Annotated in this window: 11 protein-coding genes and 4 tRNA genes; 11 read left to right on the top strand and 4 right to left on the bottom strand. The window is 63.3% G+C overall.

The window, feature by feature from the left end; genetic code table 11:
- Window positions 1–7 precede the first annotated feature (7 nt).
- The 5 genes from ACFVMC_RS22285 (at window position 8) to ACFVMC_RS22265 (ending at window position 4,716) form a co-directional block, all read left to right on the top strand.
- Window positions 8–979, top strand: a complete 972-nt coding sequence (locus ACFVMC_RS22285; RefSeq protein ID WP_379213020.1) for an alpha/beta hydrolase — start codon at window positions 8–10, stop codon at window positions 977–979.
- Window positions 980–1,107: 128 nt separating this feature from the next.
- Entirely contained in the window at window positions 1,108–2,850 is a 1,743-nt protein-coding gene (locus tag ACFVMC_RS22280) for a tetratricopeptide repeat protein (RefSeq protein WP_379213018.1), read from the top strand.
- Entirely contained in the window at window positions 2,847–3,716 is an 870-nt protein-coding gene (locus ACFVMC_RS22275; protein ID WP_379213017.1) for an esterase/lipase family protein, read from the top strand. Before ACFVMC_RS22280 ends, ACFVMC_RS22275 begins: the two co-directional genes overlap by 4 nt.
- 95 nt (window positions 3,717–3,811) lie before the next feature.
- Window positions 3,812–4,270, top strand: a complete 459-nt coding sequence (locus ACFVMC_RS22270; RefSeq protein ID WP_379213281.1) for a nuclear transport factor 2 family protein — start codon at window positions 3,812–3,814, stop codon at window positions 4,268–4,270.
- Window positions 4,267–4,716: a hypothetical protein gene (locus tag ACFVMC_RS22265; RefSeq protein WP_379213015.1), complete on the top strand. Its 450-nt coding sequence runs from the start codon at window positions 4,267–4,269 to the stop codon at window positions 4,714–4,716. The genes ACFVMC_RS22270 and ACFVMC_RS22265 overlap by 4 nt, the downstream gene beginning before the upstream one ends.
- Here the strand turns inward: ACFVMC_RS22265 and ACFVMC_RS22260 are convergent.
- A complete protein-coding gene (locus tag ACFVMC_RS22260; RefSeq protein WP_379213013.1) occupies window positions 4,697–5,602 on the bottom strand; it encodes an alpha/beta fold hydrolase in 906 nt (301 codons plus the stop codon). The genes ACFVMC_RS22265 and ACFVMC_RS22260 overlap by 20 nt on opposite strands.
- Before the next feature lie 43 nt (window positions 5,603–5,645).
- Window positions 5,646–7,124: a long-chain fatty acid--CoA ligase gene (locus ACFVMC_RS22255; protein WP_379213280.1), complete on the bottom strand. Its 1,479-nt coding sequence runs from the start codon at window positions 7,122–7,124 to the stop codon at window positions 5,646–5,648.
- A 137-nt stretch (window positions 7,125–7,261) separates the two neighbouring features.
- On the opposite strand from ACFVMC_RS22255, the gene ACFVMC_RS22250 reads away from it, so the two are divergent.
- Window positions 7,262–8,437, top strand: coding sequence for a PucR family transcriptional regulator (locus tag ACFVMC_RS22250; protein WP_379213011.1), 1,176 nt, complete (start codon window positions 7,262–7,264; stop codon window positions 8,435–8,437).
- A 149-nt stretch (window positions 8,438–8,586) separates the two neighbouring features.
- On the opposite strand, the gene ACFVMC_RS22245 is transcribed toward ACFVMC_RS22250, so the two are convergent.
- Window positions 8,587–8,658: transfer RNA gene (locus ACFVMC_RS22245), tRNA-Val, on the bottom strand.
- A gap of 260 nt (window positions 8,659–8,918) precedes the next feature.
- On the opposite strand from ACFVMC_RS22245, the gene ACFVMC_RS22240 reads away from it, so the two are divergent.
- From ACFVMC_RS22240 to ACFVMC_RS22225, 4 genes are all read left to right on the top strand, one after another.
- Window positions 8,919–8,991, top strand: a tRNA-Gly gene (locus ACFVMC_RS22240).
- A gap of 39 nt (window positions 8,992–9,030) precedes the next feature.
- Window positions 9,031–9,101, top strand: a tRNA-Cys gene (locus tag ACFVMC_RS22235).
- Between the two features lies 1 nt (window position 9,102).
- A tRNA-Val gene (locus ACFVMC_RS22230) sits at window positions 9,103–9,177 on the top strand.
- 222 nt (window positions 9,178–9,399) lie between these two features.
- On the top strand, window positions 9,400–10,902 hold the full coding sequence (locus ACFVMC_RS22225) for a pentapeptide repeat-containing protein (RefSeq protein WP_379213009.1): 1,503 nt from the start codon (window positions 9,400–9,402) through the stop codon (window positions 10,900–10,902).
- Between the two features lie 594 nt (window positions 10,903–11,496).
- Here the strand turns inward: ACFVMC_RS22225 and ACFVMC_RS22220 are convergent.
- Window positions 11,497–13,317 carry an AAA family ATPase gene (locus tag ACFVMC_RS22220; protein WP_379213007.1) on the bottom strand — a complete coding sequence of 607 codons (1,821 nt, stop codon included), beginning with the start codon at window positions 13,315–13,317 and terminating at the stop codon, window positions 11,497–11,499.
- Between the two features lie 1,339 nt (window positions 13,318–14,656).
- Here ACFVMC_RS22220 and ACFVMC_RS22215 point away from each other — a divergent pair.
- Window positions 14,657–15,484 (top strand): helix-turn-helix transcriptional regulator, encoded by an 828-nt coding sequence (locus ACFVMC_RS22215; protein WP_379213005.1) that lies wholly within the window; start codon window positions 14,657–14,659, stop codon window positions 15,482–15,484.
- Window positions 15,485–15,494: the final 10 nt, after the last annotated feature.

Below are 15,494 nucleotides of genomic sequence, written 5' to 3'. Positions count from 1 at the left end.
TCCCACCATGCCTCAGCTCTCGCGCTGCCTGATCACCCTGATCGCCGCATTCGCTGTCCTGTTGCCTGCCCCGGCACGGGCCGAGCCGGGATCCGGAATCCTCGAGATCCGCCCGCTCGGTGGCCGGCAATTCGAGGTGGTCGTCTACTCGGCGGCCATGAATCGCGCGGTACCGATCTGGCTCTCGCATCCCGGCCCGACGGCTCCCGCGCTGTACCTGCTGAACGCGGTCGACGGCGGCGAGACCGGCGGCCCCTGGACCAACCGCACCGATGTCGCGGGCTTCTTCGCCGACAAACCGGTCAATGTGATCCAGCCGATCGGCGGCCGCGCCTCCTATTACACCGACTGGATGGCCGAGGATCCCGCGCTCGGACGCAACCGGTGGTCCACCTTCCTGATCGAGGAACTGCCGCCGCTGCTCAACGAGCACTTCGGCATGACCGGCCGCAATGCCGTTGCCGGAACCTCGATGTCGGCGACCTCCGCGCTGAATCTCGCCATCGAGGCGCCCGGCCTGTACCAGGCCGTCGGCTCCTACAGCGGATGCCCGCGCACCAGCGACCCGCTGGCCAGCGCCTACGTGCACTCTCAGCTCGCGCTGTTCGGCGCGAACGCCGGCAATATGTGGGGCGGAATCGGCGCACCCGCCTGGGCCGCACACGATCCGGTGCTCAATGCCGAACGGCTGCGCGGCACCGCCCTCTACATCTCCTCCGGCAACGGCGCGGCCGGCGTACACGACACCCTCACCGACCCGTCGATCGGCGGCGACGCCGCCCGCCTCGCGGACCGCCTGCTGATCGGCGGCAGCATGGAAACGATCGTGCAGGGCTGCACCGGCGCCCTCACCGAACGCCTTGCCGCCCTGGGCATCCCCGCCACCATCGTGCACCGCAACGGCACCCACGCCTGGCCCTACTGGCAGGACGACGTGCACGATTCCTGGCCAGTGTTCGCCGCCGCCCTCGGGGTCTAGCCACCCCACTGCGCCGATTCGGGCGCGGAATTCACCTCCGGCCGCCACGTTTTCGGGGACGATGGCGGCGTGAGCGAAAACGCGAGACGGTCGTGAGCCGGCTGCCCGACCGCGCACGGTCGCGGGCAGTGCTGATCGGTGTCGGCCGATACCGGGATCGCGGCGCACTGCCCGATCTCCCGGCCGTGTGGGCGAACCTGGTCGATCTCGAGCGCGCGCTTGCCGATCCGGAGTCGGGAAGTTTCGATCGAGCCGAGTGCCGGGTCGTCTCCGATCCGGAGAACTCCAGCGATGTGGCGGCGATTCTGGCGGCCGCATCCGATGAGGCGACCGATGTGCTGCTGATCTATTGGGCGGGGCACGGGGTGGTCGACCAGCACGGCCGCGGCTATCTCGCCCTGGGCTCCACCATTGCCGATCGCCCCGGATCCACCGCGTTCTCGATGGATCTACTGCGGGAGGTGTTCGAAACGAGCCGGGCGGCGAACCGGATTCTGCTCTTGGATTCCTGTTACAGCGGCCGCAACCCGCTGGCGGACCGATGGTTGGACAGCGACGCCCCGGGCCTGGCCGTGCTCGCGTCCACGGCCTCGGTCCCCTCCTACAGCGGCGCGACGCACACCGCGTTCACCGAGGCGCTGCTCAGCGCACTGGCGACGACAGAGTCGGCGTCACTGGACCAACTGTGGCACAGTGTCCACCACCGATTGGCGATCGAGGGCGGACCCGAGGCCCGATATCACCGTCCGACGACGCCGGATCTGCTGTTGCGCAGGCACATCGACGCTGCCGTCGAGCCCGGTAGCAGCACCCCGAGCACCGATAAGCGACCGCATCGGTGGCGACGCCCGATCGGCTTGCCGCCCCAGGATTCCGGCAGCCTCCCGGCATCGGCGAACAATCAGGCGATCGACCTACTGGATCGCTACCAGAGGTCGGGGGATTCGGAGTCACTGTCCACCGCGGTGAACCTGTTGCGCACAGCGGTCGCCCTGACCGAAGCCGAGGACCCCGAGTATCTCTCCAATCTGGCCACCGCACTACTGCATGTATTCGATCGCACCGGCGCACTCACCGCACTGGAGGAGGCAATCCAGTTGAGCCGCGCGGCAATCGGTACGGCAGCGAGCCCGGATCCCGGCCGAGCGTGGCTGCTGTCCAATCTCGGGGGCGCCCTGCAACGGCTCTATGAGCGCACCGGTGAGCCGGCGAGCCTGGACGAAGCGATCGAGGTCGGCCGGGCGGCGATCATGGAAGCAGACGATCCGAACCGGGCCGGCTATCTCTCGAATCTCGGCGCGGCGCTGCGGCTGCGTTTCGAAACCCGCGGCGATTCGGCCGATCTCGAAGAATCCGTCGCGGCCTGCCGGGAAGCGGTAGCGGCTGTGCCGGACTCCGATCCGAGTCTCGGAGTTCATCTCACCAATTACGGGCTCGGATTGCTGGCACTATACGAGCGAACCGAGTCCGCGGCGCACCTGGACGAAGCGGCGCAAGTCTTCGAGATCGCCGTTCGATCGACCGAGCAAGGACATCGGCACCGAGCCAGCCGGCTCAACAACCTCGCAGCCGCACTCCTGCGAAAGGCCGTGCACGACAACGACAGTCGAACTCTTCGGCAAGCGGTCGAGGTGCTGCGCGAGGCAACCGCCGTCAACGAGCCGGATCACCCCGATCAGGCCAGATATCTGAGCAATCTCGGCGCGGCACTGCAATTGGTCTTCGACCGGTCCGGCGAAGCGCCGCTGCTCGACGAGTCGGTCCGCTGCGCCCGGCTGGCAATCGACCTGACGCCCCTGGATCATCCGGATCATGCCCTGAACCTGTATCGACTCGGCCGAGCTCTGCGACTGCGCACAGGATTGATATGAAGAAGACCGTCGTCGTCTTCGTACATGGACTGTTCTCCTCCGCCAAAACCTGGGATTCGATGCAGGCGCTGCTCGCCGGTGACCCGGACCTGGCCGGGCTCACACTGCTGAACTTCTGCTACGACTCGCCCAAACTCAGCATCAACCCGCTACGGCAGATCCCGGATTTCGACGTGCTCGCGGCCAGCTTGCAGACCTGCCTGGAGATCGAAGCAGCCGACTTCAACTCGGTGATCCTGGTCTCGCACAGTCAGGGCGGCCTGGTGGTCCAGCGCTATCTGGCCCGAATGGTCCTGCGCGCCAAAGGCACCGATCTGTCGCGACTGCGCAAGGTGGTGATGTTCGCCTGCCCGAGCGCGGGATCGGACATCTTCCTCGGTGTGCGCCGCCTGCTGCTGCGCTTCCATCCGCACGTCCATGCCCTGGCCCCGCTCAACGCCGCGGTCGCCGAGGCACAGCGGGTGGTCCTGGAGCGGGTCCTGTTCGCCAAGGAACGCGGCGACCACAGCTATCCGGTGCAGATCAAAGCCTATGGCTGCGAACGCGATCGCATCGTGAAACCGGGCTCCTCACTGTGGGTCTTCCCCGACACCGGCATGCTCAAAGGCGGGCATTCCTCGGTGATCAAACCCAAGACCGCCGCCGATCGCTCCTACCTCGCGCTCAAACGCGACATCATCACCGCGGTCGCCGAACGCCCCTTCGAGGAAACCCCTGCCGAACCCGGCTACCCCTCCGGCGCGGCCGCCGAATTGCTCACCGCACGTATGGATCCCGACGCGAACCGAATCCGCCTGGAACTCTCCCCCGAAACGTTCTTGTTCCTCGCCAGGAAGATCGTCGAGGAGCCGCCGGAGCAGGGCTGACCCGTCCGGCCCCGCACCTCACAAACCCACCGGCTCGATCGTCGTAATCGGTGACACCGAAACGACAACCAGGATCGGAGTATCCGGTGCGAGACATGCAGGCCATTGCCGACCGCGTCGAAATCGAGGCGCTACGAGCCGAATTCAGCGATGCCGCGATGATGCGGGACAACGATCGGATCGCGTCGCTGTACACCGAGGACGGCGTCTACCGAATACCCGCCGTGCACATCGAACAATCCGGACGGGAAGCGATCCGCGCCGGAACCGAACTGCACGCCGGGCAGTGGGAGTACTTCGTGCAGACGACCCACGCGGGCGCGGTCCAGCTCGACGGCGACACCGCCACCGGGCGGGCATACATCTGCGAACTCGGACGACTGAACGACGGACGATCCGTCTTCAATTACGCCCTCTTCCACGACCGCTACCGGCGCACCACCGAGGGCTGGAAGTTCGCCGAGCGAATCTACGAGGTGCGCTACTTCGACACGACTCCCCTGACCGGCTCACCCGAGGTGATCTGGGACGTCGACGATACGGTCCGGAGTTGATTCGGATAGCGTCCGCGGCAGCCGTCGGAGTACTTCTGCTCAGCGGCTGCGCAGACGGCCCCACCGAGGAGATTCTCGAACTCACCGCCGCGACCGAGCAATACACCGCACTCGATCACGGCGAACCCGGCAACAGTATCGGCGACGCGTACGTCTATTCGGGCAGTCTGTTCGACAACGGCGCCAAGGCCGGCACCGGAGGTGGATCCTGCGAGTTCATCCACATCGACGGCGACGAAGTCACCACCCAGTGCGTGCTGACGATCGAACTCGAACAGGGATCGCTCACCACGCAGGCACTCTGGACCGCAGGAGCCAGCCCGCTCGACATGGCGATCACCGGCGGCACCGGGCGCTATCGCGACGCCCAGGGCGTGGTCCGGGTCTGGGATATCGCGACTCCGAGCGAACGGATGCGCGCCGAGATCACTCATCGAGGAGGGTAGATCGCTCGGTCGGAAGGCGATCCCGGGCCCGCCCAGTCGATCCGTCAGTGCGTGAGATCCAGGCGATCAAGTCCGCTTCCACCTCGTCACGGTTGATCTCGTTCAAGATCTCGTGCCGAGCGCCCGCATACACCCGGTAGGTGATGTCGGTCAGTCCGGCGTCGCGGTATCTGCTGACCAATAGATCGCTCAACCTCAAACCGTCGTTCAGAGGATCCTCGTCACCGACCATCACATACAGCGGCAGATCACGGGGAACACCGCTCGGCTCCGAAAGTCGGTCTGCGGCCACCGATGCCAGCAGCGCCATATTCTCCGGGTCGATCTCGAACCCGCACCAGGGATGTCCTATGTACGCGTCGACCTGCGCCCGGTCCCGGGTGAGCCAGTCGGCAGTGGTGCGAACGGGCTGGAACCGGGCGTTGAACAGGTCGAGCAGATCTCCCCCGGCGGCGGTGATCAGGGCGAACAGCTGGTCGACCGCGGTGGTTCCACACAGCACGACGTCGTCGATCAGCCGCGCGTGCTCGAGGATGTACTGCTGAACCGCGAAGGACCCAAGGCTGTGACCGAACAGGACGACAGGAACGCCAGGGTGCTTGTCGCGCAACAGCTCTGTCAACGACACCAGGTCTTCGACCAACAGATTCCACCCGTTGGCACCGAGGTCGCCGGGCGTAGCGGCAATGCTGTGGCCGTGGCCACGATGGTCGTCGGCATAGACGGCGTAACCGCGGGCAGCGAGCTTCTCGGCGAGATGGCTGTAGCGGGCGGCGTATTCACCCATCCCGTGCGCGATCTGCACGATTCCGATCGGCTCCCGGTCGGCTGGCAGCCATTTCCGAACGTGAATGATGGTGCCGTCGCTGCTGGTGAAGGTGGACATGAGAATACTCCTGCGGCTTCGATGAACGAAATATGAGGGGCTGCTATGCACTTCGCGGACGAGTGATCGCGCGCTTGAGGATCTTGCCGCTGGGGCCGGTGGGCAGCTCGTCGAGCAACCAGACCTGACGAGGGCATTTGTAGGCGGCGATCCGGTCACCGACGAAGTTCCGCAGTTCCTCGCCGGTGATGTCCGCGCCGGGGCGCAGGACGATCGCGGCGACGATCTCCTCCCCCAGATGATCGTCGGCGATGCCGAACACTGCGGCTTGGGTGACCTCGGGATGTTCGTAGAGCAGTTCCTCGATTTCGCGAGGGTAGACGTTGTATCCGCCCCGAATGATCATGTCTTTCTTGCGGTCGACGATGTAGTAGAAGCCATCAGCGTCACACCGGGCGAGGTCACCGGTGCGGAACCAGCCGTCGAGAATCGCCGCCCTGGTCGCCTCCGGGCGATTCCAGTAGCCGCGCATGAGATTCGGGCCGCGCACCGCGATCTCACCGATCCCGTCGATCACGTCCACCAGGTCGACCTCGACATCGCGGATCGGCACCCCGATCGAGCCGGGCCTGCGTGGTTGCCCGGCATGATTGAAGGTGACTACGGGGCTGGTCTCCGACAGTCCGTAACCCTCCAGGATCACGCAACGAAAGGTCTGCTCGAAGGCGGTCAGCAACTCCAGCGGTAGCGACGCACCACCGGATACACAACGCCGCAGCGACGTGACATCGGCACTCGCCGCGCCCGCGTCGTGCAGCAACGCGGAATACATGGTCGGTACACCGGCGAAGACCGTGACCCGGTCCCTGGCGATCGCCCCGAAGACGGTTGCCGGCTCGAAACGCGGGATCAGCGTCAGCGCCGCTCCGCAGTAGATCGCCGCATTGAGCGCGCAGGTCTGGCCGAAGGTATGGAACAGCGGCAGGCAGCCGAGGACTACATCGTCATAGCGGAGGTCCTGCACTGTCGAGGCGTACACCTCGGCGTTGTGTGCGAGTCCGGCCTGCGTCAGCGCCGCGCCTTTGGGTTGGCCGGTGGTTCCCGAGGTGTAGAGGATGACCGCGAGCTGATCAGCTTCCCCCGATGGACGGCCACGGTGGGGCGCATGCTGGGCGAGCAAGGCGGTGAAGGACACCGAATCGACCGTGCGGACCGTGGCCCCGGTCCCGGCTGCGCCTTGTGTCGCCTCGCCCGGCCCGCCCTTCCAGTCGAAAAGCAACTGGGCGCCGGAATCAGCCAGATAATAGGCGACTTCCCTGGCCTTCAGTTGCGGATTCATCGGCACCACCACGCATCCCGCACGCAGGATCCCGTAGTAGAGAACGACGAACTCCGCGACATTGGGCACCATCATCGCCACCCGGCTGCCGGGGAACACACCCTCCGCGCGCAACATCGAGACAACCCGAGCGGTACACGCTTCGAGCTCGGCATAAGTGAGAAATGTGTCGCCCGACCGCACCGCGACCCTATCCGGGAATCGCCGGGCCGAATGCAGCAGATTCATGATCAGAGAACGCATCGCCATCTTTCCGGTCAATGTCGAGAACATCGTCGAAATCGTCGCACCGATGTGACCGCGCTCCCATGGGCGCCGGAACAGCATTACTGGTCCCTCGACTGTTCTCGACAACAATGGCGAACCGGTAACCTGCGGAAATGCCCCGAACAACACCGCCGCAGGAAATCATCGACGTTGCCGGCCTGCTGCTCGAGAACATCGACGATCTCGGACTACGGTTGGCACAGCGCTTCCTGGCCGAACTCGACAGCTACCGCAACGAGGCGCAGGTTCCCTTCGACACCATCCGCACCTCCTGCACCCGCAACCTCACGTTGATGCTGCGGCACTTCACCACCACCGTGCCCGTAGACCCGAAACCATCGAAGGAGACCGGTCGGCTACGCGCCCAGCAGGGAGTACCCCTGGCCGAAACCCTGCATGCCTTCCGCATCGGATTCGAATTCCTGTGGTCGGAACTGGTGTCCGCCTCCCGCCGCCACCACGGCGTCACCGACGCCATGCTCGTAGCCCTCGCCGCCGAGGTCTGGGCCCTGTCGGGCGAGTACGCGGTCGCGGTCGCGGCCGCCTACCGCGAAACCAGCACCGAACTCGTCCTGCAACGCGAACACGAACGCTCAGTGCTGGTGGAAGCCCTGTTCACCGGCTTGATCGCCGACCCCGCCACCCTCGGCGAAACGACCCGAATCCTCGGCCTGCCACCCACCGGCCGCTATGTCGTCGCCGCCGCCGAGTCGCCCACCACCGGCCGCGAGGCCCTGCCCGGTATCGAAATCGCTTTACGCGCAGCACATATCACCTCCGCATGGCGGCTGTTGCCCGGCCAGCAGATCGGCGTTCTCGCACTACCAGAATCGCGAGAACCCGCGGCCCTTCGGGTACTACGCGCCCACCGCACCCGCATCGGGGTGAGCCCACCCTACGATTCGCTGCCCGACACACCGCAGGCCTTGCATTTCGCTCGCCTCGCACTCACCGGCCTGCGTGACAGAACACGCGGTGTGGCACGCTTCGACGACGACCCGCTCGCCATGCTCATCGCGGCCGCACCGGTCGAAGCCGAACGAATGACACGAGTTTCGCTGGGGCCGCTACTGTCGCTACCCCACGACGAACGCGAACGGCTGCTGCACACCCTCCGGGTCTGGTTCACCGCGAACGGCTCCGCCGCCGACACCGGCCGGGAGCTGTTCCTGCACCCCAACTCGGTCCGCTATCGACTGCGCCGGATCGAGGAGGTCACCGGCCGTTCGCTCAGCGATCCACGCGATATCCTCGACCTCGGCGCCGCCCTGCGGGCATTGCCCCGATGAGCAGACTTGCGACGCAAGCGATTCCAACGCGGCCGCCCGGGATGTCCTGCCGACCTCGATGACTGAGAAACCCGAAACAGGCGCAGCCGCACAGATCCCCGAGAAGCAAAGAACCACCGGCGCTTCAGCGGGCGGTGGTTCGAGGTAGGTGGTCCTAGCTGGTTTCGAACCAGCGACCTCTCGCGTGTGAGGCGAGCGCTCTCCCGCTGAGCTATAGGACCTGACGGGGTGTTCGGGGCCGGTTTTTGTGGCGGTCCGAACGAGAAGGAACCTTAGCATGAGGGGCTGGGGAGTCACCAAATCGGCGGGTTGACGTGGGGATATGCGGCGCGGCGACGGGGCGGCGAGCGGGCGGTGGCCGGGAGATGAACTACAAGAGTGTCATTTACCCCGTTTGACCAGGCGATTTGTTGCTTTCGGCGATGGTCGGCTAATGTTCTCTCTCGTCACCGGGACAGCCGCAAGGCGCCCGAGAGGACATGCGGATGTAGCGCAGCTGGTAGCGCATCACCTTGCCAAGGTGAGGGTCGCGGGTTCGAATCCCGTCATCCGCTCGAGAGAGGTAGGGCAGTATAGCCTTCCCCCTTTTGTACGGTGGAGTGGCCGAGTGGTGAGGCAACGGCCTGCAAAGCCGTGCACACGGGTTCGATTCCCGTCTCCACCTCGCGCGATTAGCTCAGCGGGAGAGCGCTTCCCTGACACGGAAGAGGTCACTGGTTCAATCCCAGTATCGCGCACCACTGTACGAACAGGTCAGCCCCGGTTTTTACCGGGGCTGATTTTGTTTGTGCCCAACGCGTGCCCAATGCTGAGAGGGCCGCTTGGCGCAACGTGCCAGCTTGAGCCCTCCCACAACCACAGGAGATGACGTACAGCTCGGTGATCCCTTGAATCCCAGCGCTTTCCCGGGAATTCTCTCAACCGCAGCGCGCTGGTCCGTGGCATCGAGCAGAATCTGAACGATGTCCGGGAGGGTGAGCGCCGCTGGCGCACAGGCACGTTCGAGAACCGCGGCGCTTCGAGCGCGGCTGAGCGAGGACTCCAGGGCAATGCTGGGGCGCCGCGTGGGCCGGATCGGCTTGTTCTTCGCTGTCACGCTCGCGCTGCTGGCTGGCCTTGCCGTCGCGGCAGCGGCCTACGGGTTTCTGCGCTGGATCACCCCCGTTGATACCGCCAAGGCCGCTGCAGAGATCGATGTAACCCGCGTCGCGTTGACCGTCGTCGCTGGCGTGGGCGGCGTGGTGGCCCTGGTGATTGCCTACCGCCGCCAACGCGATCTCGAACAATCCCGGTTCGTCGAACGTTTCGGGGCCGCTGCCGCTCAATTGGGCGCTACCGACGTTGCGATCCGTATTGCCGGGGTTTACGCCATGGCCGGCGTGGCCGACGAATCCGATGGCCTGCGTCGCCAGCAGTGCGTCGACGTGCTGTGCGGGTATCTCCGACTCCCCTATCACCCCGAGCACGGCGCCAGCCACGAAAGCAAGCTGGTCCTCAAGCACCATCGAGCGACCGCGGACGGCACCCGCGCTGACGATGAGGAGCGCCACCTTGAGTACCGACAGAACGACCGCGAAGTCCGCTCCACCATCGTCCGCGTCATCGTTGACCGCCTTCGCCCCAGCGCCGTGTACAGCTGGTCGACGAACGACTACGACTTGCGCGGTGCACATCTCCAGAATGTCGATTTCAGCGGAGTGACCTTCTCTCGCACCGCGCGATTCGATGGGGCAATTTTCTCCGGCGACGCCGATTTCAGCGACGCGACCTTCTCCGACAAGGCCACGTTCTGCGGCTCGACCTTCACCAGCACGGCAGGGTTCGGCAAAGCGACTTTCACCGGCGACGCCGATTTCAGCGACGCCACCTTCGGTGGCCATGCCGGGTTCGGCAGCGTGACCTTCACCCGCACCGGCTGGTTTCGTAGCACGACTTTCTCCGACATGGCCTGGTTCAATGACGCGACGTTCTCCGGTAACACAGGGTTCAGCGACGCGACCTTCGCCAGCACCGGTTGGTTCGGGAGCGCAACCTTCGCCCGCACCGCCTGGTTCAAAAGCGCAACCTTCGCCCGCACCACCTGGTTCGGCGATGCGACCTTCGCCATCGACGCAGATTTCAGCAAAACAACTTTCTCTGGCGACGCCGCGTTCGGCGGCGCCAATTTCTCCGGCGACGCCGCGTTCCGTAACTCGACCATCACCGGCGAAGCCGTGTTCCGGAGCGCGACCTTCGTCGGTGACACGGATTTCAACGGCGCAGATTTCTCCGGCGACGCCGATTTCAACCACGCGGACTTCTCGGGTTCCGCCGCTTTCCGCGGCGCCACCTTCTCCGACTCCGCCGAGTTCCGCGGCGCGACCTTCAACGATAAGGCTTGGTTCGGGGAGACGATCTTCGCCGGTGACAACCGGCGACGCAGGATTCGGCGGTGCGACCTTCACCGGCGACGTGTCGTTCCATAGAGTGGATTTCGGTCACGCCACCATTTCGTTTGCTGCTCCGAAGCAGTGGGGGCCTCCGGCACCGACATTCGACTGGGACCAGGACCTTAGCCAGAAACCCGTCAACGTTGAACCACAGGATTGGCCACCCGCTGTCGAGTCAACGCCCTAGCTGTGCTGTCCATCAGGTTGGTTGGTCAAGCAAGTCGACGGGCCGCCGGGTGCGAGCGCCCGTATCCGGTGTCGTGACTGACTTTGATCGAGAACGACTCGGGCTAGCGGTTTCACGGCGGCCACAACCGACAGGTTCGGGTGCTTTGAATCCTGTACATCAACAGATTATGAGATCAATCATCGTTAGCGCTGCGCTGACCAGCCGAAACGGCCGGTCAGCGACGAGCAATCGACCATAATCTATTGGTCGCAGATTGTTCTATACGCAGTGGTCGGCACCGCCCAGTCATGATGCCACCGGCAGGCAACTAGACGGGAACGCCACAGGTGATAGCTCCCGAACGACGTTCGGCGGGCTGAGTCGAACCGGTTGCATCCTTTCTGGTACCGATTTGTGCCCCAGGCTCTGTCGAGTGCGGTAGAACTCGACCGTCACCGAACTCAAGGGGCAGGTGGGACGAGTTCCAGGGTTGGCACATGGTTGGCGACACATATCGCATAAGCGATGCTCCGGACTTTTTCGTAAACGGAGCTCGGCAAATCATCGAGCGATATATTCAATTCGACCACCTTTCGCGCAATCGTAACCTTATGTGGTTTATACGACTTATTCCTAAACTTGGCCCCGAGTGGCGACCTATAGCTCCCGGAAGGAATTGTGTACTCGCAGCCAGGATACGAGTATTCGATCGCATCTTCCAGGTGTTTGCGAGGTATATAGTTCTCAATCGTATATCCATGCGTAACCCAACCGATGCCGCCGACGCTCTTTAGTTCGGCGAGAACGCGTTGCTTGGTAGCATTGAGCGCGGCGTTCGCCGAAGCCTTATCTGAATCGATTACAATACAGAGATTTCGATTGATCATTGCGAGATCAATAAAGTCGCTAACGGAAGAGTCGTTTTCAGTGGTCAGATGGCTGAGTAGCGCCCCGCCATAGAACATGATCGAATAGTGGACGCCCTCGATAAGTCGGGGATCATGCAGCTTTAGCCAGTGTGCGATGTAAATCCGATCGGAAGGACCTTCTACCCAAATAATGTAGTTTGACTGAACGATATCGGAGGCTCGATTCCCGAGGTCGGCGACTGCTTGAACGAGTCCCGTGCGGGTTGTGATGTTGCTGACCTCGGTCCAGCCACTTTTAGTCTGAACGTGAGAGATGGACGCTAGCTCTGAGTTCAGCAGCGCAGCGGAGTGCGTGGAAACGAGGTATCGATTCTGCGTGTCCGTCGCTAGATACTCAAGCAGTTTTCGCTGGAGCGTAGGGTGCAGGTGAACCTCGGGTTCTTCAATGCATATCAGATTCCCGCTCTTGGTCGCGGTTATAGCCGCGATAATTATCAATTCGCTAATCCCAGTCCCCAGGTATCTAACAGATCGACGTTCTCCGTCAAGTCTCACGAAAATATCTGACCGCGAGTTAGGAATCTCGATCTCAGCGGAGGAATCGTCAAGTACTGACCGGACGAGAGCGGTCAAGGCTAACCAACGGCCTTTACTGATATCATAGACATCATTTTCCGGATTCTGCAACTTTGCCAACTCGTCAATTAGCCCCCTTCCGTTACGAAATGCCGTATCGGCACCAGTCTGGTCGTTGGCTGTTATCTCTCTGATGGCGTCTATCCATTCCACTCCCGGGATGTATTGTTCAATTTTCAGCAAGCCGACTATGTTTCGATAGTTTAGAACCTGATCGCCTGCAGAATGCGTAATCGCACGCGCGGTATTGTGAAGCCAATCGGTCAAACCGCGACTAGCCTCGATCCGGTCGAAGGCGGAATAGAACTGCTCCTCTGATAACACGACGACCGTCTCACCCTGGGGATTCTTTTTAACGACGAAATCGAACCAAATTACGCCATCGCAACCGCGGGAGAATTCAGGCGTCTCAAAGATGTCAATTATATCGGCTCGGGTGGAGCGCTGTTTCCGCGACAGAAGACTTTGCGCGACAGGCTTGAGCATCTCGTCGCTAGACCTCACCCCTAAAGTGACAATGCAGTCCTGGTCGCGATTCCATCCACGTGGCAAATTGGTGTCATCTTGAAGTATGCCGGTTAACGTGGAATTGCGGCGGTTATTAGTTCCGATTTTTAGCTGAGTAACGACCTCGCGCATCGCCAACAGCGCATTGGATTTACCGACGTTATTTCTTCCTACTAGCAGGTGAATCTGGCTCATCGGACCGAAGATCTGAACCGACTCTCCGCCAAAGCTTCTGAATCCTTTGATCCCGTACCCCGCGAATGTGTCCACCAGGCCAGACTAGTTAGCTACTGCCGAGTACCGAAATGTCGAGCGGGACGTGTCGTCAAACCAATGACACGGAATCGCCGACAATCAGTCGTGAGGGCCAGATTGCCAGGAGGGCGGCGGGTTGTTCCAGCCTTTCAGCCACAGGCCGTGGCAGATCAGAAGATCTTGGATGCGGCGCTGCCCCGCCCACACCGCCGGATCCTCAGGGTCCAGGCCAGCATCCAAGAAGCGCTTGGCGGTCGATCGAATCATGCTCCAAGCAACTGCTGACGCCGCAGAGGCCGACTGCGGTTCCCAGGCGATGTGACTCGCCGCTGGTTTGCACCCACAGGTGCCGGGCTGTCATCGGCCCGCCGCCATCGGATCCGCCGGTCCAGTGATCGCATCCGCCGCGCTGTTTCGACCCGAGCCACAGATGCCGTGCCTGGTGCTTACCAGAGCGCGGGAAGAGCCGGACCTCGCGGCCTGGTTCGGGCATTGCAGGTTGTGCCGGTTCTCAAGCATCACCGCCCACTCGGCCTCGCTGAACGCCCACAGCGGCACCGCTCCCTCACGGCCGCGTACCACGGCATGTCGTTTGCTCTGCTTCGACAACCTCGCCAAGTGCGGCTGACTCACAACAGAATTCGTACCATCGGCCACCGACAAGAACCGGCCGGATCCTCTCTTACGCGGTAGCCATCTCCCCTCTTAAGAAGGACACCGTTCCGCTGGCTGTTCCCCTCTTATGCGGTGATCGATGCCCCTGCGTAAGAGGGTAACTCGGGGTTCCCCCTGCCATACTCCTCCAGGGTGTACCCCTGCTTCGCCGGGCCACCTTCCGCAGGCGGTGTCCACAGGCCTTCGCTGATGGTGCGATGCACTCCACGTAGCCACGTCTTCGCTACATCTTCGGTTGCGAATGTCTTCGGCGCCTTGTATCGCCGCATGTCAGGACCGGTATAACGAGCCTGCCACCGCCCCGATTTCAACTGCCGAAGCGTGCCGAATGAGCGTTTGGATTCACCGTCATTACGTGCCATCTCCACCTCTCTCTGCCGTGCCCAATGTGTGCCCAATCAGGCCGAAAATGCCCAATCTCTGCCCGTTGAATGTCGGCATTTGTCGTATCGTGGCGGCCGCTGTCGCAATGCAAACTTGCAGGTCAAAAGCATTTTTGAGAGTGTATACGCAGCAAGCGCGCTGCGCCAGAGAGACTGTGCGGCACTAGTTCAATCCCAGTATCGCGCACCACCAGTACCGAGTAAGGCCCCCTTTCGAGGGGGCCTTACTTGCGTTCGGGGGTGGTTTCGCGCAGGTCAGCGGGATGATTCGGGAAGTGCGGGTTGTTGGCGCAGGTATGACCGGACATCGGCGAGAGCAGCTGAAGGAGTTTTTGCGGGCCCGGCGGGCGGGGGTGTCGCCCGAGGAGGTCGGGATCGTGGGGGCCGGGCGGCGGCGGACGCCGGGGTTGCGGCGGGAAGAGGTCGCGATGCTGGCCGGGGTGGGGGTGTCGTGGTACACGTGGCTGGAGCAGGGGCGGGATATCACGGTGTCGGGTCAGGTGCTGGACGCGGTCGCGGGTGCGCTGCGGTTGAGTGCGGCCGAGCGGGGGCACCTGTATCTACTGGCGGGGCTCAATCCACCGGTGACGCAGCCGGTTGCGGACCAGGAACTCACCGATGAGGTGCGGAATCTGCTGGACGCGTGGGGGCCGCGGCCGGCGGTGCTGCGGGATCGATCCTGGAATATCGTGGCGTTCAACGACACCGCGCGGATGGTGTTCGGATTCGGGGCCGGGCCGCACAATTGCCTGCGGACCTTCTTCACGAATCCGCGCTACCGGGCGATGGGCGAGATCTGGGCGGCCGCGGCCCCGGCGGTGGCGGCGGCCTACCGCGCGGACGCGGCACACTTCCCCGGCGACAACGAATTCGATCGGGTGGTCAGCGAACTCCGCATGGACAGTAGCGAATTCGCGGAACTCTGGGAGCGGCACGAGGTGGGCGTGCCCGCGCCCGCGGTGAACGCGCTGCGCCATCCCGAAGTCGGTGAACTCTATTTCGAGACAACGACATTGACGCTCGCGCACCAGACGGAATGGTCGCTGATCGTCTACAACCCCAAACCGGGCACCGGCGAACGGCTGGAACGACTGCACACCGTCCGGCTCAGCGCCTCCGCCTAGCCTGGTGGTG

This window comes from Nocardia sp. NPDC127579 (assembly GCF_042672005.1).
In the GTDB taxonomy this organism is placed as follows: Bacteria; Actinomycetota; Actinomycetes; order Mycobacteriales; family Mycobacteriaceae; genus Nocardia.
The sequence above is the reverse complement of the archived record's forward strand: the minus strand, read 5'-3'. Positions and strand labels throughout refer to the sequence as shown.

Coding starts and splice junctions, on each gene's coding strand:
- ACFVMC_RS22255 (WP_379213280.1), bottom strand. CDS start 7,124: ATGCGTTCTCTGATCATGAATCTGCTGCATTCGGCCCGGCGATTCCCG.
- ACFVMC_RS22275 (WP_379213017.1), top strand. CDS start 2,847: ATGAAGAAGACCGTCGTCGTCTTCGTACATGGACTGTTCTCCTCCGCC.
- ACFVMC_RS22260 (WP_379213013.1), bottom strand. CDS start 5,602: ATGTCCACCTTCACCAGCAGCGACGGCACCATCATTCACGTTCGGAAA.
- ACFVMC_RS22270 (WP_379213281.1), top strand. CDS start 3,812: ATGCAGGCCATTGCCGACCGCGTCGAAATCGAGGCGCTACGAGCCGAA.
- ACFVMC_RS22285 (WP_379213020.1), top strand. CDS start 8: ATGCCTCAGCTCTCGCGCTGCCTGATCACCCTGATCGCCGCATTCGCT.
- ACFVMC_RS22215 (WP_379213005.1), top strand. CDS start 14,657: ATGACCGGACATCGGCGAGAGCAGCTGAAGGAGTTTTTGCGGGCCCGG.
- ACFVMC_RS22250 (WP_379213011.1), top strand. CDS start 7,262: ATGCCCCGAACAACACCGCCGCAGGAAATCATCGACGTTGCCGGCCTG.
- ACFVMC_RS22225 (WP_379213009.1), top strand. CDS start 9,400: ATGTCCGGGAGGGTGAGCGCCGCTGGCGCACAGGCACGTTCGAGAACC.